The organism is Pseudomonas sp. S37 (assembly GCF_016658545.1).
In the GTDB taxonomy this organism is placed as follows: domain Bacteria; phylum Pseudomonadota; class Gammaproteobacteria; order Pseudomonadales; family Pseudomonadaceae; genus Aquipseudomonas.
In genome coordinates this window covers 53,910-80,303 of sequence record NZ_JACVZC010000005.1, presented here as the reverse complement: position 1 = coordinate 80,303, position 26,394 = coordinate 53,910, and the positions used below count along the sequence as shown (strand labels likewise).

The following is a 26,394-nucleotide window of genomic DNA, read 5'->3' as shown; positions in this document are numbered from 1 at the left end:
GAGTTCAGTCCCTTTCAGTCCTTCTCCAGCACCCACTGACGCGTACCCGCCGCCAGCTGTGGCATTTCATCCGACTGCGCACGGTTCACTGCCTGGAAGATCTCCAGCTTGTCGCCATCGCGCTTGATGATGAACGGCGCACCACGCTGGTTGCGCTCCAGCCACAGGCTGTCGTTGCTGCCACCCATGGTCGCGCAGTCGCCGGCCAGGCACAGGGCGAAGCGGTCCGGGCCAGGCAAGCCGGTAACGTTGCCGGTATCGCTGAAGCGCACCTTGTCGCCTTTGCCCTGGCCTTCGAGAATTTTCCATTCCCCACCCAGGTAGGCCTGATACAGGGCTTTTTCGAAGCTGCTGCCCAACGGGGCGTTGGCTGTGGCCGGGGCTTTGACGCGGACGAAGGTCTGCCTGGTGCCAGCCTGGTCAGTGGTCAGCAGTTCGTCGCCGTCCAGCTCAAGCTGCTCGGTCTGGCCACCGAAAAAGCTGGCCTGCAGTTGTTTCTCAAGGGTGGTCAACTGCCCGTCGGCAGCTTCGAAGCCATTGCTGAAACTGGCCTGGTGGTTGGCCACGTCGAGTTTCCACTCGAAAACCGGGCCATGTTCATTCAGGGCCTGGCGCAGGTTGTCGCCTTTCACGGCAGCCTTGATCGCGGCCTGGTTGATCCAGGTGCCGTTGAAGTCTTCGGGTTTGTGGCTGGCGCAGCCGCCCAGTAGCAGGGCTGCCAGCGCGAGGGGCAGTGCTTGACGCATGACGGGAAAACCTTGCAGAGGAGGGAGGGTGACGGGCAGGGCGCCCGTCACCCGAGGCATCATTCGATGACCAGGATGGCGTCCATTTCGACCTGGGCGCCTTTCGGCAGCGCGGCAACGCCAATGGCGGCGCGGGCCGGGTAAGGCTGTTCGAAGTAGCGGCCCATCACCTCGTTGACCTTGGCGAAGTGGCTCAGGTCGGTGAGGAAGATGTTCAGCTTGACGATGTCCTTGAACGAACCGCCAGCGGCTTCAGCCACGGCCTTGAGGTTTTCGAACACCTGCACGGTCTGGGCTTCGAAGCCTTCGACCAGTTCCATGGTCTTCGGGTCCAGCGGAATCTGGCCCGACATGTACACGGTGTTGCCGGCCTTGATCGCTTGCGAGTAGGTACCGATAGCGGCTGGGGCCTTGTCGCTGTTGATGACGGTCTTGCTCATGATGACTCCTTGCGGTTGGCGGACTACGTACGCATGCGGGTGATGCGGACCACACCGGTCAGGGTACGCAGCTTCTTGATCACACGTGCCAGGTGCACGCGGTCGTGCACGCTGACCACCAGTTGGACCACGCTGATACGGCCGTCGCGTTCGTCCATGCTGATCTTCTCGATGTTGCCGTCGGCGGCGTTGACGCTGCTGGCCAGCAGGGCGATCAGGCCCCGCTGGTGTTCCAGTTCGACACGCAGTTCGACATTGAACTCGCCCGTGATGTCCTTGGCCCAGGAGAGCTGCACGCATTTTTCCGGGTTGTGGCGGATTTCACTGATGTTGCGGCAGTTTTCCAGGTGCACGACCATGCCCTTGCCAGCCGACAGGTGGCCGACGATCGGGTCGCCCGGGATCGGCGTGCAGCACTTGGCGTAGCTCAGCACCAGGCCTTCGGTACCACGGATCGCCAGCGGGCCTTCCGGCGCCGGCAATTGTTCGCCTTCGGCCGACAGCAGGCGGCGCGCGACCACGTAGGCCATGCGGTTGCCCAGGCCGATGTCTTCGAGCAGGTCTTCGATCAGCTCCAGGCGGTACTCGGCGAGAATCGCCTGAATGCGCTCCTGGGGGATTTTCTCCAGGCTGCTGTCGAAGCCGGTGAGTACTTTGTTCAGCAGGCGTTCGCCCAGGCTGATGGACTCGGAGCGTCGCTGCTGCTTGAGCGCATGGCGGATGTGCGTACGCGCCTTGCCGGTGACCACGAAGTTGAGCCAGGCCGGGTTTGGCCGGGCGCCCGGGGCGCTGACGATTTCCACCGTCGAGCCGCTCTGCAGCGGCTCGGACAGCGGCGCCAGGCGGCGGTTGATGCGGCAGGCGATGCAGCTGTTGCCAACGTCGGTGTGCACCGCGTAGGCGAAGTCGACGGCCGTGGAGCCTTTGGGCAGCTCCATGATCCGGCCTTTGGGCGTGAACACGTAGACCTCGTCCGGGAACAGGTCGATCTTCACGCTCTCGATGAATTCCAGCGAGTTGCCAGCCCGTTGCTGCAACTCGAGGATGCCTTTGACCCACTGGCGGGCGCGGGCATGGCTGCCCTTGGGCTGCTCGTCGTCGTTGGACTTGTACAGCCAGTGCGCGGCGATGCCGTTGTTGGCCATCTCTTCCATTTCGCGCGTGCGGATCTGGATTTCGATAGGCACGCCGTGCATGCCGAACAGCGTGGTGTGCAACGACTGGTAGCCGTTGGCCTTGGGGATCGCGATGTAATCCTTGAAGCGACCGGGCAGCGGCTTGTACAGGTTGTGCACGGCGCCAAGCACGCGGTAGCAGGTGTCGACCTTGTCGACGATGATGCGGAAGGCATACACGTCCATGATCTCGTTGAAGGCGCGGCGCTTGCCGCGCATCTTCTTGTAGATGCCATAGAGGTGTTTCTGCCGGCCGCTGACCTCGCCTTCGATGCCGTCTGCAGCCAGGCAGTTGGCCAGCGAGTGCTCGATCTTGGCGACGATCTCTTTACGGTTGCCGCGTGCGCTTTTCACCGCCCGGTGAATCAGCGACGAGCGCATCGGGTGCATGGCCTTGAAGCCGAGGTCCTCGAACTCCACGCGCACGGTGTGCATACCCAGGCGGTTGGCGATGGGGGCGTAGATCTCGAGGGTTTCCTTGGCGATGCGCCGGCGCTTTTCGCCAGACAGCACTTCAAGGGTGCGCATGTTGTGCAGGCGGTCGGCCAGCTTGACCAGGATCACGCGGATATCGCGGGCCATGGCCATGGCCATTTTCTGGAAGTTTTCGGCCTGCGCCTCGGCCTTGGTCTCGAAGTTCATCTGGGTCAGCTTGCTGACCCCGTCGACCAATTCGGCCACGGTCTCGCCAAACTGCTGGCTGAGGGCTTCCTTGGCGATGCCGGTGTCTTCGATCACGTCGTGCAGCATGGCTGCCATCAGGCTCTGATGGTCCATGTGCATGTCGGCGAGGATGCTGGCCACGGCCAGCGGGTGGGTCACGTAGGGCTCGCCGCTGCGGCGGCGCTGCCCGTCGTGGGCCTGTTCGGCGTAGAAATAGGCGCGCCGGACCAGGTTGACCTGTTCAGGGCCAAGATAGGTCGACAGCCGTTCGGCCAAGGCTTCTATACCCGGCATGGGTTCACCTCCTGCCGAGGAAGAGGGCCTTGCGCCGTGCGACGTCGACCTGGCATCAATCAGACAGCCTCGTTGTTCTCGTCCTCGAACGCGGCGAACACCGGATCCTCGGTGACGATCTCTTCGGCGGCGATGAACTCGTTGGTGACGATGCCTTCGGCGATTTCACGCAGGGCAACAACGGTAGGCTTGTCGTTTTCCCACGCTACGCGTGGCTCTTTGCCGCCGGTCGCCAGCTGGCGAGCGCGCTTGGTCGAGAGCATGACCAGCTCAAAGCGGTTATCCACGTGTTCCAGGCAGTCTTCAACAGTTACGCGGGCCATGGTCTTCCTCAGTAGCAAATGCGGTGGGCGTGCAGCCCAGTAATGGGCAGGCGGACTCGATAGTATAAAAATTCACCAGCCAATAGGGAAGCGCTGTTTTACCGGGCCGCTTCATCCCCAAGCCTGCCGCCGCACCCTGTGGGAGCGGCTTTAGCCGCGAAAGGGCCGGAACAGACACCCTCGATGCATGAGCCTGACGATAACCTCAGAGCATCGCGCCGCGCAACCGCGGGGTCAGCTCTTCGAACAATGTCTGCACCGAGCGCAGTGCCCGGCAATCTGGCCGGGTCAGCAGCCACAACTGGGTGTCGCAGCCGGTTAGCGGCCCGCTCAGCGCATCTACCCCGGGCAGTGCATGCACCATGTAGTCCGGCAGCGCTGCCACGCCCAGCCCGGCGGTCACCAGTTGGGCGATGGTCGACATGCTGCTGCACTGGTAGCGCGGGCTCAACCCTGGGTATTGCTGGTTGCGCCAGACCACCGTGGGGTGGTCCTGCATCGAGTCGTCAGGGGCGATCCACGGCGTGCTGGCCGGCGATTCGGCGAGGCGCTCGCGCCACTGCGGCTGGCCGCAGACCACATAGGATGTAGAGCCCAGGTTGCGGCCCACCAGGTGCTCCGGTGGCGTGTTGGTCAGGCGCAGGGCAATGTCGGCGTCGCGCCGGCTGAGGTTGGCGAAGGTGTTGGAGGTGCCCATCTCCAGCGACAGGGCCGGGTAGTTGGGCATGAACTCGGCCAGCGCCGGCAGCAACAGGCTGTGCATCACCGCCTCGGTGCAAGTCAGGCGCACCGTACCGCTGACCACTTGTTCGCCACTGGTCATGGCGATGCGTGCCGCCTCCAGCGCCTGTTCGGCGCGCTCGGCCTGCTCGGCCAGGGCCTGGGCGGTGTCGGTCGGCAGGTAGCCTTTGCGGCTTTTTACGAACAGCGCGGTACCGAGTGCCGACTCCAGGCGGCGGATCGAACGGAACACGGTCGACACGTCGACTTTGAGCAGCTCGGCGGCCTTGGCCAGCGAGCGGCCACGCTCCAGTGCCAGGACCAGGGAGAGGTCGGCGTGGGTAATCTGATATTGCATTGGTGCACGCTCTGCTTGCCGAATTGCCAATGTCTGTTGCGTCAGGGCCATTTTATAGTGAAACGGCCCCCCGGAATCAATGCGCCCGGTCGGGTAACCAATCCCCACGATGGGAAAGTGAAAAGAACAACAGCTGCAACCATCGTCGCCCGTGAGGCGCCAGCCGTATCCCCACATCGCCGCAGCAAATCAAAGGATGTACAGCCATGACGTCGGTAACCCCGTGCGCCAGTTCTTCCAGCGAGATGAATGACTTCCTCCAGGCCCATCCGGACACGCAGTACGTCGATCTGCTGATCTCCGACATGAATGGCGTGGTACGTGGCAAGCGCATCGAGCGGGCCAGCCTGCACAAGGTGTACGAAAAGGGCATCAACCTGCCGGCATCGCTGTTCGCCCTGGACATCAACGGCTCCACCGTGGAAAGCACCGGCCTTGGCCTGGACATTGGCGATGCCGACCGTATCTGCTTCCCGATCCCCGGCTCGCTGTCGGATGAACCCTGGCAGAAACGCCCGACCGCCCAGCTGCTGATGACCATGCACGAACTGGACGGCCAGCCGTTCTTTGCCGACCCGCGTGAAGTGCTGCGCCAGATCGTGAGCAAGTTCGACGACCTGGGCCTGGATATCTGCGCTGCGTTCGAGCTGGAGTTCTACCTGATCGACCAGGACAACCTCAACGGCCGCCCGCAACCGCCGCGTTCGCCCATTTCCGGCAAGCGCCCGCAGTCGACCCAGGTGTACCTGATCGACGACCTTGACGAGTACGCCGACTGCCTGCAGGACATGCTCGAAGCGGCCAAGGAGCAAGGCTTGCCGGCCGATGCCATCGTCAAGGAAAGCGCCCCGGCGCAGTTCGAGGTCAACCTGCACCACGTGGCCGACCCGCTGAAGGCCTGCGACTACGCGATCCTGCTCAAGCGCCTGATCAAGAACGTGGCCTACGACCATGAAATGGACACCACTTTCATGGCCAAGCCTTACCCGGGCCAGGCCGGCAACGGCCTGCACGTGCACATTTCGTTGCTGGACAAGAAAACCGGCAAGAACATCTTCGCCAGCGACGACCCGCTTGAGAGCGACACGCTGCGCCACGCCATTGGTGGCGTGCTGGAAACCATGCCGGCGTCGATGGCCTTCCTCTGCCCGAACATCAACTCCTACCGCCGCTTCGGCGCGCAGTTCTATGTGCCCAATGCGCCGAGCTGGGGCCTGGACAACCGCACCGTGGCCGTGCGCGTGCCGACCGACAGTAGCGACAACGTGCGCCTTGAGCACCGCGTGGCTGGTGCCGATGCCAACCCGTACCTGATGCTGGCGGCCATCCTGGCCGGCGTGCATCACGGCCTGACCAACAAGGTCGAGCCCGAGGCACCGATCGAAGGCAACTCCTACGAACAGCTGGAGCAAAGCCTGCCGAACAACCTGCGTGATGCCCTGCGCGCGCTGGACGACAGCGAAGTCCTCAACCAATACATCAGCCCGGACTACATCGATATCTTCGTGGCCTGCAAGGAAAGCGAACTGGCCGAGTTCGAGGTGTCGATTTCCGACCTTGAGTACAACTGGTACCTGCACACGGTGTAAGCCCATGAGCGCAACTGCGGTCCCCTTGATCGGTGTCAGCGCCTGCCGCCAGCAGGTGGGGAAGAACTCGTCGCACACGGTGGGCGACAAGTATGTGGAGGCGGCCGGCTTTGCCGGCCTGCCGCTGATCTTGCCGGCCCGCGACGGGGGCAGCGACACGCCCGCGCTGCTGGCCCGCCTGCACGGCATTGTTTTTACCGGCTCGCCTTCAAATATCGAACCGCATCATTACAATGGCGCCCCCAGTGCAGCGGGTACCCGGCACGACCTGGCACGCGATCGCCTGACCCTGCCGCTGCTGCAAGCGGCGATTGCCGCCGGTGTACCGGTGTTCTGCATCTGCCGTGGCTACCAGGAATTGAACGTGGCCCTTGGCGGCAGCCTGCACCAGCGTGTGCAGGAGCTGCCTGGCTACCTTGACCACCGCGAACCCGAGGACGCACCCCTGGAGGTGCAATACGGCCCTCGGCACCCGGTCAGCATCGAGCCTGGCGGGTTGTTCGAGCGCCTGGGCCTGGCGGCGCAGTTCGAGGTCAACTCGCTGCACAGCCAGGGCATCGACCGCCTGGCCCCGGGCCTGCGGGTCGAAGCACGGGCGCCGGATGGCCTGATCGAGGCGGTGTCCATGCCTGCGGCGCCGGGCTTTGTGCTTGGCGTGCAGTGGCACCCGGAGTGGCGGTTTAACGAAAATCCGGTCTCGCTGCGCCTGTTTCAGGCGTTTCGCGAGGCCTGCATTGCCTACGCAGCACGGGAGGGCGCACGGCAGGCGTGATGCTTACGTCAGCCGAAGGTCTCGGATGACGTGTCCCCGACAGCAAGCTTTCAATGAGTGAAAGCGGGCCTTGCACGCAAGGCCTGTGAAAACAATTCCAAAATTTACGGCAAATACTCATGAGCAATTACACAGAAGCCGGCCGCCCACCCGACGTGGCGGCCGACGCGGGCAACACTCAGCGCAGCAAGGGCCTGGCCAAAGGCCGCTTGGGCTTGCTGGCCAGCGTGGTGCTGGGCATTTCCACCATCGCCCCGGTCTACACTCTGACCGGCGCCCTAGGCCCGACCGTGCGCGAGGTGGGTGCCCACCTGCCGGCCGTGTTCATCGTCGGCTTCCTGCCGATGCTGCTGGTGGCCCTGGGTTATCGCGAACTGAACTCGGCGGAGCCGGACAGCGGCACTTCGTTCACCTGGTCGGCCCGTGCCTTCGGCCCGATGATCGGCTGGATCGGCGGCTGGGGGCTGGTGGTGGCTACCACCATCGTGCTGTCCAACCTGGCTGGGGTGGCGGTCGACTTCTTCTACCTGTTCCTCGGCCAGATCACTGGCAAGCACGAGTTGGCGGCGTTGGCCGACAACCTGTTGATCAACATCACCACCTGTTGCGTGTTCATCGCCCTGGCGGTGTGGATCTGCTGTCGCGGCATTGCCACCACCATGACCGTGCAGTACGGCCTGGTGGCCTTGCAGTTGCTGGTGCTGATCGGCTTTGCCTTCGCCGCCTTCGGCGGCACCACTGCGCCGCCGCCGCTGGAGTTCGATTTCGCCTGGTTCAACCCGTTCGGTGTCGAGTCGTTCTCGGCCTTTGCCGCCGGCTTGTCGTTGTCGATCTTCATCTTCTGGGGTTGGGACACCTGCCTGACCGTCAGCGAAGAGTCGGTGGGCAGCGAAGAGGTGCCCGGCAAGGCTGCCACCTGGACCGTAATGCTGATTCTCGGCCTGTACCTGTTCACTGCCATCGCCACCCTGCAGTTTGCCGGTATCAGCGAAACGGGCCTGGGCCTGAACAACCCGCGCATCCAGGAGAACGTGTTTGCCCACCTGGCCGGCCCGGTCATGGGGCCGCTGGCGATCCTGATGTCCATCGCCGTACTGGCCAGCACCGCGGCGTCGCTGCAGTCGACCTTCGTGGCGCCGGCGCGCACCCTGTTGGCCATGGGTTACTACGGCGCAGTACCGCCGAAGTTCGCCAGCGTCTGCCCGCGCTCGCAAACCCCGCGCTATGCCACCATCTGTGCCGGTATCGCCGCGGGCCTGTTCTACGTGACCATGCGTACCCTGAGCGAGAACGTGCTGGCCGATACCATCACCGCGCTGGGCATGATGATCTGTTTCTACTATTCGCTGACGGCGTTTGCCTGCGTCTGGTATTTCCGCGACAGCCTGTTCAGCAGCGTGCGCCACTTCATCATGCGCGGTATGTGCCCGCTGGTGGGTGGGGTGATTTTGTCGGTGATCTTTGCGCGCACCGCCATCGACAGCGCCTCGCCGGACTTTGGCAGCGGCTCGCATGTGGGCGGGCTGGGGCTGGTGTTCGTGATTGCCGCGATCATCTCGGTGCTGGGCATCGGGCTGATGATGCTGTCGCGCATGCGTGCGCCGGCGTACTTCCTGGGGGCTACCCTGCGTCAGCAGGCTACCTTGCCTTTGCAGGAATAAAGCAAGGGGGCGCTTTGCGCCCCTTTCGCGACACAAGGCCGCTCCTACAGGAGATCGCGTCAGTCAGTCCTGCGCGATCCCCTGTAGGAGCGGCCTTGTGTCGCGAAAGGGCTGCAAAGCAGCCCCATGCGGTATATCAGGAGAGCAGCTCTTTCAGCAGCCCACTGTTGCGCTGCTGCTGCTTCTTCAACACCAGGCGATTCGAACGGAACACCGCCTTCAAATCTTCCAGCGCCACGTCGAAATCATCGTTGATGATCACGTAGTCATACTCGTCGTAGTGCACCATCTCGCTGACCGCTTCCTTCATGCGCCCGGCGATGATCGCTTCGCTGTCCTGCCCACGGCCGTCCAGGCGCTGGCGCAGCGCTTCCTGGCTCGGCGGCAGGATGAACACCGACAGCGCCTGCGGCATCAGCTTGCGCACCTGTTGGGCGCCTTGCCAGTCGATTTCCAGGATCAGGTCATTGCCCAGGTCCAGCACTTCCTGCAGCGCGCTGCGCGAAGTGCCGTAGAAGTTGCCGAATACTTCGGCATGCTCCAGGAAGTCGCCTTGCGCGATCAGTGCCTTGAATTCCTCGTGGACGACGAAGTGGTAGTTCACCCCGTGCTGCTCGCCCGGGCGCATGGCGCGGGTGGTGTGCGACACGGACACGCGAATCTGCGGGTCAGCCTTGGTCAGGGCAGTAACCAGGCTGGTCTTGCCGGCGCCCGAAGGGGCCGAAACGATGTAGAGGGTGCCGCTGCTGTGGTTCATGGTCGGGGTGGCCTTACTCGATGTTCTGTACTTGTTCACGCATCTGTTCGATCAATACCTTCAGGTTGACCGCCGCTTGCGTGCTGCGTGGGTCGAAGGCCTTGGAGCCAAGGGTGTTGGCCTCGCGGTTGAGTTCCTGCATCAGGAAGTCCAGGCGCCGGCCGGCAGCGCCGCCACCCTTGAGCACCCGGCGTACTTCGGTGACATGGGTGCTGAGGCGGTCGAGTTCCTCGGCCACGTCGCTTTTCTGGGCCAGCAGCACCATTTCCTGTTCCAGGCGCTGTGGGTCGAGTTCGGCTTGCATGTCGCCGAAGCGGTCGAGAATCTTCTGCCGCTGTGCCGCCAGCATTTGCGGCACCAGCGCGCGCAGGGTGGTGACTTCGCCGGCCATGTTGTCCAGGCGCTCGTTGATCAACCGGGCCAGTTCCTGGCCTTCGCGCAGGCGCCCGGCCTTGAGTTCGGCCAAGGCTTCGTCGAACAGCGCCATGGCCTCGGCGTTCAACGCCTGCGGGTCGCTGGTGTCAGCCACCAGCACACCCGGCCAAGACAGCACTTCCAGCGGGTTCAGTGGTGCCGGCTGCTTGATCAGGCCGGCCACTTCCTCGGCGGCGGCCACCAGCTGCGCGGCGCGCTCGCGGTCTACCTTCAGCGGCTTGCCGTTGCTGTCTTCGTTGAGGCGCAAGGTGCATTCCACCTTGCCCCGCGACAGCCCCTGGCGCAGGCCTTCACGCACACCGCCTTCAAGGTCGCGCAGGGCCTCGGGCAGGCGCAGGTGCGGTTCCAGGTAGCGATGGTTGACCGAACGCAGCTCCCAGACCAGGGTGCCCTGGCTGCCGGCGCGCTCGACACGAGCAAAAGCGGTCATGCTGTGCACCATGGGGAGTACCTCGCGTAGATAAATGAACGGTGGCAGCCTCTTGGCTGCAAGGCGCAGGATTGTAGCGCAGTGGGGGCGTGGCGCCCAATCCGCCTATGTTACCGAGGGGTAGCTGCGGCGGTAGGAAAAGGCGACGGGCAGCCCTGTGCGCGACAATAGGCATGTCTTCCCCGGGCTACGGGCTCTATAATGCACGGCAGATTCAAAGTCCCAGTACAGGTATCCCAGATGAAACGTCCAAGTGGTCGCGCCGCCGATCAGCTCCGCTCGATCCGCATCACCCGCAACTACACCAAGCACGCCGAAGGGTCGGTACTGGTCGAGTTCGGTGACACCAAGGTTATCTGCACGGTCAGCGTGGAAAACGGTGTACCGCGCTTCCTCAAAGGCCAGGGCCAAGGCTGGCTGACCGCCGAATACGGCATGCTGCCGCGCTCCACCGGCGAGCGTAACCAGCGCGAAGCCAGCCGTGGCAAGCAGGGTGGTCGCACCCTGGAAATCCAGCGCCTTATCGGCCGGTCGCTGCGCGCCGCGCTGGACATGAGCAAGCTCGGTGACATCACCCTGTACGTCGACTGCGACGTGATCCAGGCTGATGGCGGTACCCGCACAGCGTCCATCACCGGTGCCATGGTTGCCCTGTGCGACGCCCTGGCGGTAATCAAGAAGCGCGGTGGCCTGAAGGGTGGCAACCCGCTCAAGCACATGATCGGTGCTGTTTCGGTCGGCATGTATCAGGGCGAAGCCGTGCTCGACCTGGACTACCTGGAAGACTCCGCTGCCGAGACCGACCTGAACGTGGTCGTGACCAGTGCCGGTGGTTTCATCGAGGTACAGGGCACCGCCGAAGGCGCGCCTTTCCAACCTGAAGAGCTCAACGCCATGCTCGCCCTGGCGCAGAAAGGCATGACTGAAATCTTCGAACTGCAGCAGGCCGCACTGGCCGACTGAGACCAGCCAGGGAGGTGCGGGGCATGAGCGATTCGAACCTGTCGATCACCCCGCCCAATGCCGAAATCCGGCAATGGGCGATGTTCTGCCACCTCTCCGCGCTGCTGGGCCTGGTGGTGCCGCTCGGGCACCTGCTGGGCCCGCTGGTGCTGTGGCACCTCAAGCGCGAGCAAGACCCTTTCATCGACGCCCAGGGCAAAGAGGCGCTGAACTTTCAGATCAGCGTGACGATTGCCGGGTTCATCTGCTTCTTGCTGATGTTCGTGTTTATCGGGCTGGTGCTGTTCGCCATGCTGACGGTGGCGGTGCTAATCCTGATCATCATTGCCGCGGTGCGGGCGAATGAGGGCAAGCCGTATCGTTACCCGATGATCTGGCGGCCGATCAAATAGATTTTCTGTGGCCCATTCGCGGCGGTTCGACGCCTCGATAAACCCGCTCCCACAGGGTAATCACAGCCATTAGCGCCTGTGTTGTCCCTGTGGGAGCGGGTTCACCCGCGAATGGGCTGCAAAGCAGCCCCAAGGTTCAGATGGTCAACGTCCAGTCATAGTCCACGATCAGCGGCGCATGCTGCGAAAAGCGCGGCTGACGCGGCAGGCGGGCGTTGCGCACGAAGCGGCGCAGGCCCGGGGTGAGGATCTGGTAGTCGAACCGGTAGCCCAGGTTGAGCATCTCGGCCTGTTCGTTGTCCGGCCACCAGCTGTACTGGTCGCCTTCACGGCTGACTTCACGCAGGGCATCGACATAACCCATCTCGCCCGTGATCGCATCCATCCAGGCGCGCTCCGGCGCCAGGAAGCCCGGCGACTGCTGGCTGTCACGCCAGTTCTTGATGTCGAGCTTCTGCTGCGCCACGTAGAACGAGCCGCAGTAGATGTACTCGCGACGCTTGCGGCGTTGCTTGTCCAGGTACTTGGCGAAGTCGTCCATCAACTTGAACTTCTGGTTCAAGTCTTCATCCCCGTTCATGCCCGAAGGCAACAGCAGGGTGGCAATACTGACTTTGTCGAAATCTGCTTGCAGATAACGCCCGTAGCGGTCGGCTGTCTCGAAGCCCAGGCCGGTGATGACTGCCTTGGGCTGCATGCGCGAATAGAGGGCCACACCACCTTGGGCAGGCACCTCCGCGTCGCAGGCATAAAGGAAATAGCCATCGAGCTGGAAAGCTGGGTCATCGAGTTCAAAGGCCGAGGCGCGGGTATCCTGAAGGCAGATGACGTCGGCATTCTGGGCTTGCAGCCAGCTGAGCAAACCACGCTCGGCCGCAGCCTGAATGCCATTTACGTTCACACTGATGATCCGCATAAATGGCCCCATAAATCTCGTGCGTGTATGATACCCGAGCTCAACCCATTTAGCTAAATCCGTGGTGTCCGGGACTATTCATGCAGCAGTATCAGCGCGACTTTATCCGTTTTGCCATCGATCGCGGGGTACTGCGTTTCGGTGAATTCACCCTGAAATCGGGGCGTACCAGCCCGTATTTCTTCAATGCCGGCCTGTTCAACACCGGTTCCGCCCTGGCCGAACTGGGCCGTTGCTACGCCGCCGCCATCGTCGACAGCAAGATCCCGTTCGATGTGCTGTTCGGCCCGGCCTACAAGGGTATCCCGCTGGCGGCGACTACCGCCGTGGCGCTGGCTGACCAGCATCAGCTCGATGTGCCATGGTGCTTCAACCGCAAAGAAGCCAAGGACCACGGCGAAGGCGGCAGCCTGGTTGGCGCACCGCTGGCCGGTGAGGTGCTGATCATCGACGACGTGATCACTGCCGGTACCGCCATTCGTGAGGTCATGCAGATCATCAACGCCCAGCAGGCCAAGGCCGCTGGTGTGCTGATCGCACTGAACCGCGAAGAGCGAGGCAATGGCGAGTTGTCGGCGATCCAGGAAGTGGAGCGCGACTTCGGCATTCCGGTGGTCAGCATCGTCTCGCTGACCCAGGTGCTGGAGTTCCTGGCCGATGACCCACAGCTGAAGCAGCACCTGCCGGCGGTCGAGGCTTACCGGGCGCAATACGGGATCTGATCCTGGCCTGGAAATGAAAAAGGCGACCTTCTTGATGAAGGTCGCCTTTTTTTGTGTCGCCTGTTCTGGCCCTTTCGCGGGTGAACCCGCTCCTACATTGGGCAGCGCCAGACTCGAGGGCTGCGATTGCCTTTGTAGGAGCGGGTTTATCGAGGCGTCGAACCGCCGCGAAGAGGCCTGAACAGGCTAACGATCAGCGCGGCTTGCGGTTGGTAATCAGGGTACCCACACCGCTGTCGGTGAAGATCTCCAGCAGCACCGCATTCGGCACGCGGCCGTCGATGATGTGCGAGCTGTTCACGCCGCCCTGCACTGCGTCCAGCGCGCACTTGATCTTCGGCAGCATGCCGCCGTAGATGGTGCCATCGGCGATCAGTTCGTTGACCTGCTCGGTGGTCAGCCCGGTCAGGACCTGGCCCTGCTTGTCCATCAGGCCGGCGATGTTGGTCAGCAGCATCAGCTTCTCGGCCTTCAGCGCCTCGGCCACCTTGCCTGCCACCAGGTCGGCGTTGATGTTGTACGACTCACCGTTGGCACCCACGCCGATTGGCGCGATGACCGGGATGAAGTCGCCTTTCACCAGCATGTTCAGCAGGTCGGTGTTCACGCTCACCACTTCGCCAACGTGGCCGATGTCGATGATTTCCGGGGTGGTCATCTCGGGCGTCTGGCGGCTGACAGTCAGCTTGCGCGCGCGGATCAGCTCCGCGTCCTTGCCGGTCAGGCCGATGGCGCTGCCGCCGTGGCGGTTGATCAGGTTGACGATGTCCTTGTTGACCTGGCCACCCAGCACCATCTCCACCACGTCCATGGTCGCCGAGTCGGTGACGCGCATGCCGTCGATGAAGTGGCTTTCGATCGACAGGCGCTTGAGCAGGTCGCCGATCTGCGGGCCACCACCGTGGACCACCACCGGGTTGATGCCTACAGCCTTCATCAGCACGATGTCACGGGCGAAGCCGGTTTTGAGCTCCTCGCTCTCCATCGCGTTGCCGCCGTACTTGATCACCAGGGTCTTGCCGACAAAGCGGCGGATGTAAGGCAGTGCTTCGGACAAAACCTCGGCTACATGGGAAGCGGCATCGCGATCGAGGGTCATGCAGGGCTCCTGTAAGGAACAGATAGTCGGTCAGAACGGCAGTTGCAGCTCAGGGGCAACCCGTAGCAACTGGGTACGGAAAACATCCTTGATACGTTGCAACTCGGCGTCGCTGTCGGCCTCGAAGCGCAGCACCAGCACCGGCGTGGTGTTGGAGGCGCGAACCAGGCCCCAGCCGTGGGCATAGTCGACCCGCACACCGTCGATGGTGGTCAGGTTGGCTTCGCCCCAGTCGGCGTCGCGTTGCAGTGCATCAATGATGCTGAATTTACCCTCGTCGGTCACATCAATATTGATTTCCGGCGTGGAAATATCGTTCGGGAAGGCGGCGAACAGGTTTTCGGCGCTTTGCCCGGCCTTGCTGAGTATCTCCAGCAGGCGCGCGGCACTGTAGATGCCGTCGTCAAAACCGTACCAGCGTTCCTTGATGAAGATGTGACCGCTCATCTCGCCGGCCAGCAGCGAGCCGGTCTGTTTCATCTTCTTCTTGATCAACGAATGACCGGTCTTCCACATCAGTGCGCGGCCACCATGCTGTTCGATCAGCGGGGTCAGGCGGCGGGTGCATTTGACGTCGAAGATGATCTCGGCGCCCGGGTTGCGCGCCAGTACGTCCTGAGCAAACAGCATCAGCAGGCGGTCGGGGTAGACGATGCTGCCGGTGTTGGTCACCACGCCGACGCGGTCGCCGTCACCGTCGAAGGCCAGGCCGATGTCGGCACCGGTTTCCTTGACCTTGGCGATCAGGTCTTCGAGGTTTTCCGGTTTGCCCGGGTCCGGGTGGTGGTTGGGGAAGTTGCCGTCGACCTCGCAGAACAGCGGGACCACTTCACAGCCCAGCGCCTCGATCAGCTGCGGCGCAATCACGCCGGCAGCGCCGTTGCCGCAGTCCACTACCACCTTGAGCTTTTTCGCCAGTTTCACGTCACCGACGATCTGCTGGAAGTAGCGGTCAAGGATCTCGACCTTTTCCACGCGGCCTTCGGCCAGGGTCAGGTCATTGGTTTTCAGGCGGGTCAGCAGGGCCTGGATCTGTTCATTGGCCAGGGTGTCGCCAGCGATGACGATCTTGAAACCGTTGTAGTCCGACGGGTTGTGGCTGCCGGTCAGCATTACGCCCGATTTACCGGCCAGCACGTTGGCGGCGTAGTACAGCGCCGGGGTGGGCACCAGGCCGACGTCGCTGACCTGGCAACCGGCATCGACCAGGCCCTTGATCAGCTGTTCGACCAGCATCGGGCCGGACAGGCGGCCGTCACGGCCTACCGAAACCTGCGGTTCGCCTTGAGCCAGGCTTTGCGCGCCGATGGCGCGGCCGATCCAGTAGGCAGTTTCGGCGTGCAGGGTCTTGCCGACCACGCCGCGGATGTCATAGGCGCGGAAAATGCTGTCTGGCAATGCGGCGGGGACCAGGTGGGCCATGTCGTTCATCTCTGGAAGCTCCATTAGTCAAAGGCTTTCTGGGCAGGCGCAAACTGAACGCTTGGACGGTGGTTTCGCCAGAGAGTTCGCCATCCTTGGCCTGAACGGTCGTCTGTCGGCTCAGTGGCTGCCGGAGTGACCGAAGCCGCCAGCGCCCCGCTGGCTCTCATCGAATGCTTCGACGATATCGAAGTGGGCTTGTACTACCGGGACTAGCACCAGCTGGGCGATGCGCTCGCCAACAGCGATGGTGAACGGGGTGTTGCCGCGGTTCCAGCACGACACCATCAGCTCGCCCTGGTAGTCCGAGTCGATCAGCCCGACCAGGTTGCCCAGCACGATGCCGTGCTTATGGCCCAGGCCCGAGCGCGGCAGGATCACCGCCGCCAGGCCCGGGTCGCCGATGTAGATCGACAGGCCGGTAGGGATCAGCAGGGTCTGGCCAGGCTCAAGGACCGTGTCTTCCTTGAGCAGGGCGCGCAGGTCGAGGCCGGCGGAACCGGGGGTGGCGTAGGTCGGCAGCGGGAATTCGCTGCCCAGGCGTGGGTCGAGGATCTTGGCTTGAAGAGCGTGCATGTAACTTATTGAACCTGGTTGAGCCGTTCGGCGATGAAGGCGACCAGTTGCCGGGCGATCTTGCCCTTGCTGGTCTGCGCGAAGAGAGTCTGGTGCTGCTGGCGGTCGATCACGGTCAAGGCGTTTTCTTCGCTGTTGAAGCCGATGCTGGGGTTGGCCACATCATTGGCGACGATCAGGTCGAGGTTCTTGTCCTTGAGCTTGCGCGTAGCGTAATCGAGCAAGTGTTCGGTTTCGGCGGCAAAGCCGACGCTGAACGGGCGGTCGGCGCGGCCAGCAAGGGTGGCAAGGATATCGGGATTGCGCACCATCTGCAGCAGCATGCCGTCGCCAGTCGTAGGATCTTTCTTCAGTTTTTGTGCGGCAACCACTTCCGGGCGGTAGTCCGCAACCGCTGCCGAGGCGATGAACAGGTCGCATGGCATGGCCGCTTCGCATGCCGCAAGCATGTCCCGCGCGCTGACCACGTCGATACGGCTGACCCGGTCGGGGGTTGGCAGGTGCACCGGGCCCGTCACGAGGGTCACCCGAGCCCCGGCTTCGGCGGCCGCCTCGGCCAGGGCGAAGCCCATCTTGCCGGAGCTATGATTGGTGATGTAGCGCACCGGGTCGATGTTTTCCTGGGTCGGCCCGGCGGTGATCAGCACGTGTTTGCCGGTCAGTGCCTGGCGCTTGAAGCTTTCCGCCGCGCACCAGGCCAGGTCGGTGGCTTCGAGCATGCGCCCCAGGCCGACGTCGCCACAGGCCTGGCTGCCGGAGGCCGGGCCGAACACCTGGATGCCTCGGCTCTTGAGCAGTTCAAGGTTGGCCTGGGTGGCCGGGTCGCGCCACATGGCCTGGTTCATCGCCGGGGCCACGGCCACGGTGGCGTCGGTGGCCAGTACCAAGGTGGTCAGCAAGTCATCGGCCATGCCTTGGGCCATGCGTGCCATCAGGTCGGCGGTGGCCGGTGCGATCAGCACCAGGTCGGCCCACTTGGCCAGTTCGATGTGGCCCATGGCCGCTTCGGCGGCCGGGTCCAGCAGGTCCATGTGCACCGGGTGGCCCGACAGCGCTTGCAGGGTCAGCGGGGTGATGAACTCGGCACCACCACGGGTCATGACGACGCGCACCTGCGCGCCGTGCTCCAGGAGACGGCGAATCAGCTCGGCGCTTTTGTAGGCGGCAATGCCGCCACCTACGCCGAGAACGATGCGCTTGCGATACAGCCGCTGCATAGGCTTGCCTTTTTCCAGTGAGAGCGGGCGGCGACGTTTGAAAATGCCTGCGGCAGAACGTCGCATGTACGAGGCGAAATAGATTAACACAGGGCCGAAATGGGCCGCAGCAAAGGCAGAGGGGCAGGGATGAATATCAGGGAGTGGCCGGCTGAAGAGCGGCCGAGGGAGAAGTTGTTGCAGCGTGGGGCCGGGAGCCTGACCGATACGGAGTTACTGGCGGTATTTCTTGGTTCAGGCGTGCGCGGTTGTAACGTGGTGGAGCTGTCGCGTGGTTTGCTGCTGAAGTTCGGCAGCTTGCGCAGGTTGCTGGAGGCTGATCGTGAGGCTTTCTTGAGTGAGCTTGGGCTGGGTCCGGTGAGGTACAGCCAGTTGCAGGCATTGCTGGAGATCGGGCGCAGGCACCTGGCAACCTCGATTGAGCGTGAGTCGGCCATGGACAGCCCGGAAACAGTGCGGCGCTACCTGAAAGCGATGCTGCGGCATGAACCCAGTGAGGTGTTCGGTTGCCTGTTTCTGGATACCAAGCATCGGCCGTTGGCGTTTGAGATCCTGTTCAGGGGCACGATTGACCGGGCCAGCGTCTACCCGCGGGAAGTGGTGCGGCGGGCATTGCTGCACAACGCGGCGGCGTTGATCCTGTGCCACAACCATCCTTCGGGTAACAGTGAGCCGAGCCAGGATGATGTGCATCTGACCGTGTCGTTGAAGCGGGGTTTGGCGTTGATCGATGTGCGGGTGCTGGATCACATCATCATTGGTGACGGGGAGCCGTTGTCGATGGTTGAGCATGGGTGGATTGTGGCGTAGGTCGTTGTGTTCCTGTACTGGCCCTTTCGCGGGTAAACCCGCTCCCACAGGACCCCCACAGCCCTCAAAGGCGGTGTTATCCCTGTGGGAGCGGGTTCACCCGCGAAGAGGCCGGTGCAGGTTTACTTGGTCACCGACACCTTGCTGAAATCCAGTCGCCCGAACGGGCTCACCTGGTACCCCTCGACCTCCTGGCGCAGCAGGGTCGCCGCTGTCGGGTGCGCCAGCGGCACCCACAGCGCCTGCTGCTGGATCAGTGTCTGCGCCTGCTGGTACAGCCGGCTGCGCACGCTCTGGTCGTTGGTCGTACGCCCGGCGCTGATCAGCTGGTCCAGGCGGTTGTCGCAGAAACGCGCGAAGTTGGTCCCCGACTCCACCGCCGCGCAGGAAAACTGCGGGCTGAGGAAGTTGTCAGGGTCGCCGTTGTCACCGGCCCAGCCCATGAACAGCAAGTCATGCTCGCCGGCCTTGGCGCGGCGGATCAGCTCGCCCCATTCGATTACGCGGATTTCCGCTTTCACACCAATCTTGGCCAGGTCGGCCTGCAGCATCTGCGCGCCAAGGCTGGGGTTGGGGTTGAGCAGGCTGCCCGAAGGGCGGGTCCAGATCGTGGTGCTGAAGCCCTCGGCCAGGCCGGCCTTGGTCAGCAGGGCCTTGGCTTTCTTCAGGTCCAGCGGGTAGCCGGGCAGGTCCTTGGCGTAGCTCCAGGTGTTGGGCGGGTAGGGGCCGTTGGCGGCCACCGCCGAGTCCTCGAACACGGCCTTGAGGTAGGCCTGCTTGTCGAAGGCCAGGTTGATCGCCTGGCGCACTTCTGGCTTCTCCAGCGGCGGGTGCTGGCTGTTGATGGCGACAAAGGCGGTCATGAATGCCGGGGTGGTGGCCACCTTGAGGTTGCCGTCCTTGCCCGCCTCGGCAATATCCAGCGGCTTGGGCGACAGGGCAACCTGGCACTCCCCGCGCTTGAGCTTCTGCAGGCGCACGTTGGCATCGGTGGTGATGGCGAAGATAAGCGGGTCGACGGCCGGCTTGCCGGCGAAATAGTCCGGGTTGGCGCGGTAGCGCACCACGGCGTCTTTCTGAAAGCGCTGGAATACGAATGGCCCGGTGCCGATCGGTTGGCTGTTGAGCTTCTCCGGGGTGCCGGCCTTGAGCAGTTTGTCGGCGTATTCGGCGGAGTAGATCGAGGCGAAGCCCATGCTCAGGGTGGCCAGGAAGGTGGCGTCCGGGTGGCTGAGGGTGAAGCGCACGGTGTTCGGCGCCGGCGCCTCGATGGCCTTGATCAGGCTGCCCAGTTGCAGCGACTGGGCGTGCGGGTAGCCACCCGGCGCCGTCTTGTGCCAGGCATGTGCCGGGTAGAGCATGCGCTGGAAGCTGAACAGCACGTCGTCGGCATTCAGTTCACGGCTGGGCTTGAAGTACGGGGTGCTGTGGAACTTCACGCCGTCGCGCAGGGTGAAGTCGTACACCAGGCCGTCGGCCGATACTGTCCAGCTGGCCGCCAGGCTCGGTGCCACTTTGCCTTGCGCCGCGTCGAACTCCACCAGGCGGTTCATCAACACGTCGGCGGTGGCGTTGGTGGTGGTCAGCGAATTGTACTGCACCACGTCGAAGCCTTCGGGGCTGGCCTCGCTGCAAACGCTCAGCGGTGCGGCCTGGGCAGCGCTGGCCGCGAACACGGCGCCTGCGGCGAAAAAGGAGTTGAGCAATAAGGAAAGGGCGGCAGCACGCATGGTGGCTCCTTGGCTGTCAGTGGCCCATCTGCCAGTGCAGTCTGGAAAAGGCCTACCCTAGTGCGCCTGCCGGCAAATGACCACACCCTTTTTTACAAATTTGGCGACGAGCGGTCGACGGCTGGCGGGGCCTGCCGCTATGCTGGCCCGGCGCGTTCTGGCATGCGGCAATGTGTATCTACTGTTGTTGCAGCCGAGTCTTTCTGGTATAAAGCAGCGCTCTTTTCTAGGGGCTCGGCCTGTCGCATAAGCGGATCCGGTCGATAAGACCTCCAGAATCACGGCGCCCAGGCGCCAAAGACTGAGAGATTAAGCGGCCAACCCATGCCGGGTTGGGCATGTGGTTTTAGAGGGCTGAGTCATGTCGAGAGTCTGTCAAGTTACTGGTAAGGGTCCAGTAACCGGGAACAACATTTCCCACGCAAACAACAAAACCCGTCGTCGTTTCCTGCCGAACCTGCAGCACCACCGTTTCTGGGTTGAATCCGAGAAGCGTTTCGTGCGTCTGCGCGTTTCCGCCAAAGGCATGCGTATCATCGACAAGCGCGGCATCGACGCCGTTCTGGTTGACATCCGTAAAGCTGGCGCCAAGGTTTAAGGGAGAGCATCATGCGTGAATTGATCCGTCTGGTTTCGAGTGCCGGTACCGGCCACTTCTACACCACCGACAAGAACAAGCGCACCACCCCGGACAAAATCGAGATCAAGAAATATGATCCGGTTGTTCGCAAGCACGTGGTGTACAAGGAAGCCAAGATCAAGTAATTGATCGGCGACCTGAAAAAAACCCGCATCCGAAAGGACGCGGGTTTTTTTATGCCTGCAGCAGGGTCAGTTGAAGTCGAAGCCCTGGATCAGCAGGTCGGCACCGGCCTTGATCTGGATACGCTCGACGTCGTACTCGCGGGTGCACATTTCGTTGGGGCCGACCACCCGGGTGCGGCCGGTAAGGGCGCCGATGGTGTCTTTCAGGGCGGGTGCATAAGGGGTGCCGACCAGGTGGGCGAGGGTTCGCAGCACTTCTTCGTTGGTCATGGTGTTCTTCCTGTTGAAGTTGGATGGCCCGACACGGGCAGGGCCATCCTCACGCATGCCTGAAGACCGCCTGCGCTACATAGATACTTCTAGGCTTACTTCTGCTCGAACATCACATAGATCTTGCGACAAGGCTCCAACACCTCCCAGGTGCCCTTGAAGCCGGCGGGGATGACAAACCGATCGCCGGCACGCAGGGTTTTCGCCCCACCGTCCTGGTCGCGCAGCACCGAAACACCCTGGACGATCTCGCAGTATTCGTGCTCGGTGTAGTTCACTGTCCATTGGCCCACCTCACCTTCCCATACGCCAGCAGCAAATTGCCCGCATGGGCTGGAGTAGTGGTTGTAGACAGCCTGGTCGGGCTCGCCCTTGAGGATTTTTTCTGCCGCGGGGCGGTAGCGCTCGGCCTCGGTGATGATCTGTGCAAAGTCGACGATACTGGCGATGCTCATGGTGCGGCTCCTGTTGTTGTTTAATAAAATGAACATCAGTAGGCTTTTGAGCCTTCCGTGTCAAATATATTGATAGTTTACACCGGCTGGTTTAGGGTATCGCTTGCCAGTGTGCGCTCGTCGCCCGGCCAGAATTCTGACAACGCCTGTGAGTCCTCAGTGCGGCGTTGCACCTAAACAAGAGGAGGAGTTTCGTATGACCACCCTGACCCGTGCGGACTGGGAACAACGTGCCCAGCAACTGAAGATCGAAGGCCGTGCCTTCATCAACGGCGAATACACCGATGCCGCATCCGGTGAAACCTTCGAGTGCCTGAGCCCGGTCGACGGACGCTTCCTGGCCAAGGTTGCCAGCTGCGACCTGGCCGATGCCAACCGCGCTGTGGAAAACGCCCGCGCCACCTTCAATTCCGGCGTCTGGTCGCAACTGGCCCCGGCCAAGCGCAAGGCCAAGCTGATCCGCTTCGCCGACCTGCTGCGCAAGAACGTCGAAGAGCTGGCGCTGCTGGAAACCCTGGACATGGGCAAGCCGATTGGCGACTCCTCCAGCATCGACATCCCGGGCGCGGCCCAGGCCATTCACTGGACCGCCGAAGCCATCGACAAGGTCTACGACGAAGTCGCCCCGACCCCGCACGACCAGCTGGGCCTGGTTACCCGCGAGCCAGTGGGTGTGGTCGGTGCCATCGTACCGTGGAACTTCCCGCTGCTGATGGCCTGCTGGAAGCTCGGCCCGGCACTGGCCACCGGTAACTCGGTCGTGCTCAAGCCGTCCGAAAAGTCGCCGCTGACTGCCATTCGCATTGCCCAGCTGGCGATCGAAGCCGGCATCCCGGCTGGCGTACTCAACGTGCTGCCAGGTTACGGCCACACCGTGGGCAAGGCCCTGGCCCTGCACATGGACGTCGACACCCTGGTGTTCACCGGCTCGACCAAGATCGCCAAGCAGCTGATGGTTTACGCGGGCGAATCGAACATGAAGCGCATCTGGCTGGAAGCCGGTGGCAAGAGCCCGAACATCGTCTTCGCCGACGCCCCGGACCTGCAAGCTGCTGCTGAAGCCGCTGCCAGCGCCATCGCCTTCAACCAGGGCGAAGTGTGCACAGCCGGTTCGCGCCTGCTGGTCGAGCGTTCGATCAAGGACAAGTTCCTGCCAATGGTGGTCGAGGCCCTGAAAGGCTGGAAGCCCGGTAACCCGCTGGACCCACAGACTACGGTCGGTGCCCTGGTCGACACCCAGCAGATGAACACCGTGTTGTCGTACATCGAAGCTGGCCACAAGGACGGCGCCAAGCTGTTGGCCGGTGGCAAGCGCACCCTGGAAGAGACTGGCGGCACCTATGTCGAGCCGACCATCTTCGACGGCGTGACCAATGCCATGCGCATTGCCCAGGAAGAAATCTTCGGCCCAGTGCTGTCGGTGATCGCCTTCGACACCGCTGAAGAGGCCGTGGCCATTGCCAACGACACGCCTTATGGCCTGGCGGCGGGTATCTGGACTTCGGACATTTCCAAGGCCCACAAAACCGCCCGTGCCGTGCGCGCTGGCAGCGTCTGGGTCAACCAGTACGACGGCGGCGACATGACTGCGCCGTTCGGTGGCTTCAAGCAGTCGGGCAACGGCCGTGACAAGTCGCTGCATGCACTGGAGAAGTACACCGAGCTGAAGGCGACCTGGATCAAGCTGTAATCTGGTAGGGCCTTTTCGCGGGTAAACCCGCTCCCACAGGTACTGCACCGCTCTCAAGGGTGGTGTTTTACCTGTGGGAGCGGGTTTACCCGCGAATGGGCCATGGAAAATTCTTGGCCCGGGAGGCTGCAATGCGTTGGGGTACCTACTTCGCCGTACTGGCGTCAGTGCTCAGTGTCGGCCTGGCGCTCGGCGTGAGCATGCCGCTGGTGTCCCTGCGCCTGGAAGCCTGGGGCTACGGCAGCTTTGCCATCGGCGTGATGGCGGCGATGCCGGCGCTGGGGGTGCTGGCCGGTGCCAGCCTGGCCAGCCGCCTGGCCGGTTGGGTGGGCGTGCCCTCGGCCATGCGCATCTGCCTGTGGGGCGGGGCGCTGTCGATCGGCCTGGTCGCACTGCTGCCCAGCTACCCGTTGTGGCTGCTGCTGCGGCTGATGATCGGCATGTCCCTGACCGTGGTGTTCATCCTCGGCGAAAGCTGGATCAACCAACTGGTGGTCGAACAATGGCGCGGCCGCCTGGTGGCACTGTATGGCAGCAGCTACGCCCTCAGCCAACTGGCCGGGCCACTGGTGCTGGGCTTTCTCGGTTCTGATGACGACTTCGGCTTCTGGGCGGCGACCGGCCTGCTGCTGCTCGCGCCGCTGGTGCTGATGGGGCGTGGCGGGGCACCGAGCACCGAAGCCTGCAGTGTCACCTTCCGCGACTTGTTCGCCTTCTGCCGACGCCTGCCGGTGATCGCCTGGGCCATTGCCCTGTTTGCCTCGTTCGAGGCGATGATCCTTACCCTGCTGCCGGTGTATTGCCTGCAGCAAGGCTTTACCACGGAAATCGCCCTGTTCATGGTCAGTACCGTGGTGGTCGGTGATGCCGTGCTGCAGTTGCCCATTGGTGCGCTGGCCGACCATATGTCGCGCAAGGCACTGTTCACCGGTTGTGCGGTGACCCTGCTGGTGTCCAGCCTGGCGATTCCGCTGTTGCTGCATACGCCGGTGATCTGGCCGTTGTGGGTACTGTTCGGGGCCAGTGCCGGGGGCTTGTTCACCTTGTCGCTGGTGTTGATCGGCGAGCGCTACCGCGATGATGAGCTGGTGCGGGCCAATGCCCATGTGGCGCAGCTGTGGGGCATTGGCTGCCTGCTGGGGCCATTGTTGGCCGGGGCAGGCAGCCAGTGGATCAGCGGGCATGCGCTGCTGTTGCTGATGGCGGCCGGGGCTGCGGGGCTGGTGGTGTTGACCCAGCGGCGTGGGGCCTTTGAGGCTGTGTCTGCCTGAACGATTTTGGGGCCGCTTTGCGGCCCTTTCGCGACACAAGGCCGCTCCCACATTGATCGGTGTACGCCGCACCCTTGTGGGAGCGGCCTTGCGTCGCGATGGGCTGCAAAGCAGCCCCAAAATCGCCGCTACAACATTTTCTCCAGGCCAACCGCCTTGCTGATCCAGGCATTGAACCGCCGCCAAACCCCGCCTGGCTCTGCAGTCAGCACATGCCGCTGCCCATTGTCCTCGGTCGCCCACACCAGCTTGTCGCCCACCAGCTTCACCTGGTAGCTCAACGCCGGCGCCATACCCTGCTGGGTCAGCTCGCGGGTGTATTCAGCCAGCTCCGGGCTGTCCACCAGCACCCCGACCTCGGTGTTCCACAGCACCGAACGCGGGTCGAAGTTGAACGAACCGATAAAGGTCTTGCGCCGGTCGAACACGATCGCCTTGGTGTGCAGGCTGGAGTCCGAACTGCCCCGGAAACTCAGGCGCCCCGCGCTGGGGTCGCCGGGCTGGCGGCGCAGCTCGTACAGCTGCACCCCATGCTCAATCAAGGCCCGGCGGTAGGGCGCATAGCCGCCGTGCACTGCCGGTACATCGGTGGCTTCCAGCGAGTTGGTGAGCAGCTTTACCGAAACGCCAGCGTCGGCGCGGCCGGTCAGGTACAGCAACCCCGGTTCACCTGGCACGAAGTACGCCGATGTCAGCATCAGCTCGCTGTGCACGTTGGCCAGGTCTGGCGCCAGTTGCTGGCTCAGCAGCAATTGCGGGTCCGGCTCGTCATCTGCCAGTACCTTGCTGGGTGCATCCCACAGCGCCTGGGCGTGGGCCCAGATCAGCTCGTTGCGCCACACGTCCAGGCGCGGCTGCGACTGGTAGGCCATCAAGCGGTCGTACAGGGCCTTGCGCTGGGTCCTCGCTTCAGCCAGCGACACCTCCAGGCGGTGGCGGCTGGCACGCAGATCGTCGGCGTCCGGGTCACGCCAGAGGAAGTCGGTGATGGGCCGGCTCAGGGCGCTGTTCCAGTACTGGTCGAAGCTGTGCCCCAACTGCTCGGCAATCGGACCAACGCCTAGCAGGTCGATGTCGGTGAAGTTGAGGTTGGGCTCGGCATCGAAGTACTCGTCACCCAGGTTGCGCCCGCCGACGATGGCCATGCTGTTGTCCACCAGGAACAGCTTGTTGTGCATGCGCCGGTGCTGGCGTGACAGGTTGAACAGCCGGCCGACCGCACGCGTCACGCCAGTGCTGCGGCCCAGGTGCAGCGGGTTGAACACGCGAATCTGAATGTTCGGGTGGGCGTCGAGCGTGCCCATGATGGTGTCCAGGCCATCGCTGGTGGTGTCATCGAGCAGGATGCGCACGCGCACGCCGCGGTCGGCAGCGCGCAGCAGCTCATGCACCAGGGCGCGGGTGCTGAGGCCGTCGTGGACGATGTAGTACTGCAGGTCGATGCTGGCCTGGGCGTTGCGGACCAGCTCGGCACGGGCGCGAAAGGCCTCGTTGCTGTTGGGCAACAGGCGAAAACCCGAACGGCCGCCGTACGGCGCAGCCTGGCGCAGCACCGAGCGGCCGAACGCCGAGTCGTTGGCGGGCAGCGCCTGGCTGGTTTCGCGGGGCGTGCTGACACTGGCACAGCCGGCAAGGCCGAGCAGCACCAGCAGCAGAGGCAAGGCTCGCTGGAGTCTCAAGGGTGGATCGTCCTGTGCAGCAGGGCTTTAGGGTGTTGGACCGTGTCGGGCGGC

26 protein-coding genes and 1 pseudogene are annotated in these 26,394 nt (G+C 63.2%); 11 read left to right on the top strand and 16 right to left on the bottom strand.

Features of this window, described 5'->3' with window-relative positions; genetic code table 11:
* Positions 1 to 14 precede the first annotated feature (14 nt).
* The 5 genes from IAE39_RS03580 to IAE39_RS03560 all read right to left on the bottom strand — a co-directional run bounded on the left by IAE39_RS03580 (position 15) and on the right by IAE39_RS03560 (position 4,719).
* On the bottom strand, positions 15 to 746 hold the full coding sequence (locus IAE39_RS03580; protein ID WP_201199470.1) for a hypothetical protein: 732 nt from the start codon (positions 744 to 746) through the stop codon (positions 15 to 17).
* Between the two features lie 59 nt (positions 747 to 805).
* Complete coding sequence (locus tag IAE39_RS03575) at positions 806 to 1,186, bottom strand: RidA family protein (protein ID WP_009684531.1); 381 nt, start codon at positions 1,184 to 1,186, stop codon at positions 806 to 808.
* Between the two features lie 23 nt (positions 1,187 to 1,209).
* Entirely contained in the window at positions 1,210 to 3,318 is a 2,109-nt protein-coding gene (gene spoT, locus IAE39_RS03570) for a bifunctional GTP diphosphokinase/guanosine-3',5'-bis pyrophosphate 3'-pyrophosphohydrolase (RefSeq protein WP_019471052.1), read from the bottom strand.
* A 59-nt stretch (positions 3,319 to 3,377) separates the two neighbouring features.
* On the bottom strand, positions 3,378 to 3,641 hold the full coding sequence (gene rpoZ / locus IAE39_RS03565; protein ID WP_003253383.1) for a DNA-directed RNA polymerase subunit omega: 264 nt from the start codon (positions 3,639 to 3,641) through the stop codon (positions 3,378 to 3,380).
* 205 nt (positions 3,642 to 3,846) lie between these two features.
* The gene (locus IAE39_RS03560) at positions 3,847 to 4,719 is read right to left on the bottom strand and encodes a LysR family transcriptional regulator (protein ID WP_201199469.1); all 873 of its coding nucleotides are present in this window, start codon (positions 4,717 to 4,719) and stop codon (positions 3,847 to 3,849) included.
* A 206-nt stretch (positions 4,720 to 4,925) separates the two neighbouring features.
* On the opposite strand from IAE39_RS03560, the gene IAE39_RS03555 reads away from it, so the two are divergent.
* The 3 genes from IAE39_RS03555 to IAE39_RS03545 all read left to right on the top strand — a co-directional run bounded on the left by IAE39_RS03555 (position 4,926) and on the right by IAE39_RS03545 (position 8,741).
* A complete protein-coding gene (locus IAE39_RS03555; RefSeq protein WP_201199468.1) occupies positions 4,926 to 6,308 on the top strand; it encodes a glutamine synthetase family protein in 1,383 nt (460 codons plus the stop codon).
* Positions 6,309 to 6,312: 4 nt separating this feature from the next.
* A complete protein-coding gene (locus tag IAE39_RS03550) occupies positions 6,313 to 7,080 on the top strand; it encodes a gamma-glutamyl-gamma-aminobutyrate hydrolase family protein (protein WP_201199467.1) in 768 nt (255 codons plus the stop codon).
* Between the two features lie 119 nt (positions 7,081 to 7,199).
* On the top strand, positions 7,200 to 8,741 hold the full coding sequence (locus tag IAE39_RS03545; RefSeq protein WP_201199466.1) for an APC family permease: 1,542 nt from the start codon (positions 7,200 to 7,202) through the stop codon (positions 8,739 to 8,741).
* 136 nt (positions 8,742 to 8,877) lie between these two features.
* Here IAE39_RS03545 and gmk read toward each other — a convergent pair whose 3' ends face one another.
* Together gmk and IAE39_RS03535 are read right to left on the bottom strand one after the other, a co-directional pair.
* Positions 8,878 to 9,498 carry a guanylate kinase gene (gene gmk / locus IAE39_RS03540; RefSeq protein WP_201199465.1) on the bottom strand — a complete coding sequence of 207 codons (621 nt, stop codon included), beginning with the start codon at positions 9,496 to 9,498 and terminating at the stop codon, positions 8,878 to 8,880.
* A 13-nt stretch (positions 9,499 to 9,511) separates the two neighbouring features.
* The gene (locus IAE39_RS03535; RefSeq protein WP_201199464.1) at positions 9,512 to 10,375 is read right to left on the bottom strand and encodes a YicC/YloC family endoribonuclease; all 864 of its coding nucleotides are present in this window, start codon (positions 10,373 to 10,375) and stop codon (positions 9,512 to 9,514) included.
* A 228-nt stretch (positions 10,376 to 10,603) separates the two neighbouring features.
* Between IAE39_RS03535 and rph the strand changes: the two genes are divergently transcribed.
* Both rph and IAE39_RS03525 read left to right on the top strand, forming a co-directional pair.
* Positions 10,604 to 11,326 (top strand): ribonuclease PH, encoded by a 723-nt coding sequence (gene rph / locus IAE39_RS03530; protein WP_201199463.1) that lies wholly within the window; start codon positions 10,604 to 10,606, stop codon positions 11,324 to 11,326.
* A 23-nt stretch (positions 11,327 to 11,349) separates the two neighbouring features.
* Positions 11,350 to 11,718: a DUF4870 domain-containing protein gene (locus tag IAE39_RS03525; protein ID WP_201199455.1), complete on the top strand. Its 369-nt coding sequence runs from the start codon at positions 11,350 to 11,352 to the stop codon at positions 11,716 to 11,718.
* Positions 11,719 to 11,854: 136 nt separating this feature from the next.
* On the opposite strand, the gene IAE39_RS03520 is transcribed toward IAE39_RS03525, so the two are convergent.
* Complete coding sequence (locus IAE39_RS03520; RefSeq protein ID WP_172229251.1) at positions 11,855 to 12,634, bottom strand: exodeoxyribonuclease III; 780 nt, start codon at positions 12,632 to 12,634, stop codon at positions 11,855 to 11,857.
* 80 nt (positions 12,635 to 12,714) lie between these two features.
* Between IAE39_RS03520 and pyrE the strand changes: the two genes are divergently transcribed.
* Complete coding sequence (pyrE, locus tag IAE39_RS03515) at positions 12,715 to 13,356, top strand: orotate phosphoribosyltransferase (protein WP_201199453.1); 642 nt, start codon at positions 12,715 to 12,717, stop codon at positions 13,354 to 13,356.
* 193 nt (positions 13,357 to 13,549) lie between these two features.
* Here the strand turns inward: pyrE and argB are convergent, their stop codons facing one another.
* The 4 genes and pseudogenes from argB to coaBC form a co-directional block, all read right to left on the bottom strand.
* Positions 13,550 to 14,455 (bottom strand): acetylglutamate kinase, encoded by a 906-nt coding sequence (argB, locus tag IAE39_RS03510; RefSeq protein ID WP_004575216.1) that lies wholly within the window; start codon positions 14,453 to 14,455, stop codon positions 13,550 to 13,552.
* Between the two features lie 30 nt (positions 14,456 to 14,485).
* Positions 14,486 to 15,853 (bottom strand): annotated as a pseudogene (locus IAE39_RS03505) (phosphomannomutase/phosphoglucomutase); the annotation flags it as partial.
* Positions 15,854 to 15,997: 144 nt separating this feature from the next.
* Positions 15,998 to 16,453, bottom strand: a complete 456-nt coding sequence (gene dut / locus IAE39_RS03500) for a dUTP diphosphatase (RefSeq protein ID WP_016712700.1) — start codon at positions 16,451 to 16,453, stop codon at positions 15,998 to 16,000.
* A 5-nt stretch (positions 16,454 to 16,458) separates the two neighbouring features.
* Positions 16,459 to 17,670, bottom strand: a complete 1,212-nt coding sequence (gene coaBC / locus IAE39_RS03495) for a bifunctional phosphopantothenoylcysteine decarboxylase/phosphopantothenate--cysteine ligase CoaBC (RefSeq protein ID WP_201199449.1) — start codon at positions 17,668 to 17,670, stop codon at positions 16,459 to 16,461.
* A 129-nt stretch (positions 17,671 to 17,799) separates the two neighbouring features.
* On the opposite strand from coaBC, the gene radC reads away from it, so the two are divergent.
* On the top strand, positions 17,800 to 18,480 hold the full coding sequence (gene radC, locus IAE39_RS03490) for a RadC family protein (RefSeq protein ID WP_201199571.1): 681 nt from the start codon (positions 17,800 to 17,802) through the stop codon (positions 18,478 to 18,480).
* A 122-nt stretch (positions 18,481 to 18,602) separates the two neighbouring features.
* On the opposite strand, the gene IAE39_RS03485 is transcribed toward radC, so the two are convergent.
* Complete coding sequence (locus IAE39_RS03485; protein WP_201199443.1) at positions 18,603 to 20,210, bottom strand: ABC transporter substrate-binding protein; 1,608 nt, start codon at positions 20,208 to 20,210, stop codon at positions 18,603 to 18,605.
* 361 nt (positions 20,211 to 20,571) lie between these two features.
* Here IAE39_RS03485 and rpmB point away from each other — a divergent pair, with 361 nt between their 5' ends.
* Positions 20,572 to 20,808: a 50S ribosomal protein L28 gene (gene rpmB, locus IAE39_RS03480; RefSeq protein WP_003253504.1), complete on the top strand. Its 237-nt coding sequence runs from the start codon at positions 20,572 to 20,574 to the stop codon at positions 20,806 to 20,808.
* Between the two features lie 11 nt (positions 20,809 to 20,819).
* Positions 20,820 to 20,975 carry a 50S ribosomal protein L33 gene (gene rpmG, locus IAE39_RS03475; protein WP_003253507.1) on the top strand — a complete coding sequence of 52 codons (156 nt, stop codon included), beginning with the start codon at positions 20,820 to 20,822 and terminating at the stop codon, positions 20,973 to 20,975.
* A 66-nt stretch (positions 20,976 to 21,041) separates the two neighbouring features.
* Here rpmG and IAE39_RS03470 read toward each other — a convergent pair whose 3' ends face one another.
* On the bottom strand, positions 21,042 to 21,245 hold the full coding sequence (locus tag IAE39_RS03470; RefSeq protein WP_201199435.1) for a hypothetical protein: 204 nt from the start codon (positions 21,243 to 21,245) through the stop codon (positions 21,042 to 21,044).
* Between the two features lie 95 nt (positions 21,246 to 21,340).
* Positions 21,341 to 21,700 (bottom strand): cupin domain-containing protein, encoded by a 360-nt coding sequence (locus IAE39_RS03465; protein WP_201199433.1) that lies wholly within the window; start codon positions 21,698 to 21,700, stop codon positions 21,341 to 21,343.
* Positions 21,701 to 21,896: 196 nt separating this feature from the next.
* On the opposite strand from IAE39_RS03465, the gene IAE39_RS03460 reads away from it, so the two are divergent.
* Both IAE39_RS03460 and IAE39_RS03455 read left to right on the top strand, forming a co-directional pair.
* A complete protein-coding gene (locus IAE39_RS03460) occupies positions 21,897 to 23,390 on the top strand; it encodes an aldehyde dehydrogenase (protein WP_003253510.1) in 1,494 nt (497 codons plus the stop codon).
* 131 nt (positions 23,391 to 23,521) lie between these two features.
* Positions 23,522 to 24,661, top strand: a complete 1,140-nt coding sequence (locus IAE39_RS03455) for an MFS transporter (protein ID WP_201199431.1) — start codon at positions 23,522 to 23,524, stop codon at positions 24,659 to 24,661.
* Positions 24,662 to 24,789: 128 nt separating this feature from the next.
* On the opposite strand, the gene IAE39_RS03450 is transcribed toward IAE39_RS03455, so the two are convergent.
* The gene (locus tag IAE39_RS03450; RefSeq protein WP_201199429.1) at positions 24,790 to 26,340 is read right to left on the bottom strand and encodes a phospholipase D family protein; all 1,551 of its coding nucleotides are present in this window, start codon (positions 26,338 to 26,340) and stop codon (positions 24,790 to 24,792) included.
* Positions 26,341 to 26,394: the final 54 nt, after the last annotated feature.

What these genes read in the sequence shown, in the direction of transcription:
- IAE39_RS03550 (WP_201199467.1), top strand. Translation starts at nt 6,313, where the DNA reads ATGAGCGCAACTGCGGTCCCCTTGATCGGTGTCAGCGCCTGCCGCCAG.
- IAE39_RS03470 (WP_201199435.1), bottom strand. Translation starts at nt 21,245, where the DNA reads ATGACCAACGAAGAAGTGCTGCGAACCCTCGCCCACCTGGTCGGCACC.
- dut (WP_016712700.1), bottom strand. Translation starts at nt 16,453, where the DNA reads ATGCACGCTCTTCAAGCCAAGATCCTCGACCCACGCCTGGGCAGCGAA.
- spoT (WP_019471052.1), bottom strand. Translation starts at nt 3,318, where the DNA reads ATGCCGGGTATAGAAGCCTTGGCCGAACGGCTGTCGACCTATCTTGGC.
- rpoZ (WP_003253383.1), bottom strand. Translation starts at nt 3,641, where the DNA reads ATGGCCCGCGTAACTGTTGAAGACTGCCTGGAACACGTGGATAACCGC.
- pyrE (WP_201199453.1), top strand. Translation starts at nt 12,715, where the DNA reads ATGCAGCAGTATCAGCGCGACTTTATCCGTTTTGCCATCGATCGCGGG.
- IAE39_RS03455 (WP_201199431.1), top strand. Translation starts at nt 23,522, where the DNA reads ATGCGTTGGGGTACCTACTTCGCCGTACTGGCGTCAGTGCTCAGTGTC.
- rpmB (WP_003253504.1), top strand. Translation starts at nt 20,572, where the DNA reads ATGTCGAGAGTCTGTCAAGTTACTGGTAAGGGTCCAGTAACCGGGAAC.
- IAE39_RS03465 (WP_201199433.1), bottom strand. Translation starts at nt 21,700, where the DNA reads ATGAGCATCGCCAGTATCGTCGACTTTGCACAGATCATCACCGAGGCC.
- IAE39_RS03560 (WP_201199469.1), bottom strand. Translation starts at nt 4,719, where the DNA reads ATGCAATATCAGATTACCCACGCCGACCTCTCCCTGGTCCTGGCACTG.
- IAE39_RS03460 (WP_003253510.1), top strand. Translation starts at nt 21,897, where the DNA reads ATGACCACCCTGACCCGTGCGGACTGGGAACAACGTGCCCAGCAACTG.
- IAE39_RS03575 (WP_009684531.1), bottom strand. Translation starts at nt 1,186, where the DNA reads ATGAGCAAGACCGTCATCAACAGCGACAAGGCCCCAGCCGCTATCGGT.
- IAE39_RS03520 (WP_172229251.1), bottom strand. Translation starts at nt 12,634, where the DNA reads ATGCGGATCATCAGTGTGAACGTAAATGGCATTCAGGCTGCGGCCGAG.
- IAE39_RS03555 (WP_201199468.1), top strand. Translation starts at nt 4,926, where the DNA reads ATGACGTCGGTAACCCCGTGCGCCAGTTCTTCCAGCGAGATGAATGAC.
- rph (WP_201199463.1), top strand. Translation starts at nt 10,604, where the DNA reads ATGAAACGTCCAAGTGGTCGCGCCGCCGATCAGCTCCGCTCGATCCGC.
- rpmG (WP_003253507.1), top strand. Translation starts at nt 20,820, where the DNA reads ATGCGTGAATTGATCCGTCTGGTTTCGAGTGCCGGTACCGGCCACTTC.
- IAE39_RS03580 (WP_201199470.1), bottom strand. Translation starts at nt 746, where the DNA reads ATGCGTCAAGCACTGCCCCTCGCGCTGGCAGCCCTGCTACTGGGCGGC.
- coaBC (WP_201199449.1), bottom strand. Translation starts at nt 17,670, where the DNA reads ATGCAGCGGCTGTATCGCAAGCGCATCGTTCTCGGCGTAGGTGGCGGC.
- IAE39_RS03485 (WP_201199443.1), bottom strand. Translation starts at nt 20,210, where the DNA reads ATGCGTGCTGCCGCCCTTTCCTTATTGCTCAACTCCTTTTTCGCCGCA.
- radC (WP_201199571.1), top strand. Translation starts at nt 17,800, where the DNA reads ATGAATATCAGGGAGTGGCCGGCTGAAGAGCGGCCGAGGGAGAAGTTG.
- IAE39_RS03525 (WP_201199455.1), top strand. Translation starts at nt 11,350, where the DNA reads ATGAGCGATTCGAACCTGTCGATCACCCCGCCCAATGCCGAAATCCGG.
- gmk (WP_201199465.1), bottom strand. Translation starts at nt 9,498, where the DNA reads ATGAACCACAGCAGCGGCACCCTCTACATCGTTTCGGCCCCTTCGGGC.
- IAE39_RS03535 (WP_201199464.1), bottom strand. Translation starts at nt 10,375, where the DNA reads ATGGTGCACAGCATGACCGCTTTTGCTCGTGTCGAGCGCGCCGGCAGC.
- argB (WP_004575216.1), bottom strand. Translation starts at nt 14,455, where the DNA reads ATGACCCTCGATCGCGATGCCGCTTCCCATGTAGCCGAGGTTTTGTCC.
- IAE39_RS03545 (WP_201199466.1), top strand. Translation starts at nt 7,200, where the DNA reads ATGAGCAATTACACAGAAGCCGGCCGCCCACCCGACGTGGCGGCCGAC.